At 65.8% G+C, this 231-nt stretch carries 1 pseudogene; it reads right to left on the minus strand.

Features of this window, described 5'->3' with window-relative positions:
• Nucleotides 1-150 (minus strand): annotated as a pseudogene (locus SB754_RS23275) (3,4-dihydroxyphenylacetate 2,3-dioxygenase); the annotation flags it as partial.
• Between the last annotated feature and the right edge of the window lie 81 nt (nucleotides 151-231).

Raw genomic sequence — 231 nt, forward strand, 5'->3', positions numbered from 1 at the left:
GTCGGTGACCACGAGCTCCATGTACGCGCAGCGGAGGATGTCCGGCGGCGTGCTCTTCGGCGTCGCCACGGGGTTCTCCGGGTGGATCGGCGCCTCCTGGGAGACGTAGAAGCCGGAGGAGGTCAGGGTCATGTCGTCGCGGTGTGTCATGTCAGCGTCCTTGCGTGATCGGGCAGACGGGTTTCAGTTCTTGCCGAAGGTCGGGTTGTGGGCACCGCCGAGCGTGATGTG

It is taken from the genome of Leifsonia sp. SIMBA_070 (assembly GCF_046534635.1).
GTDB lineage: Bacteria > Actinomycetota > Actinomycetes > Actinomycetales > Microbacteriaceae > Leifsonia.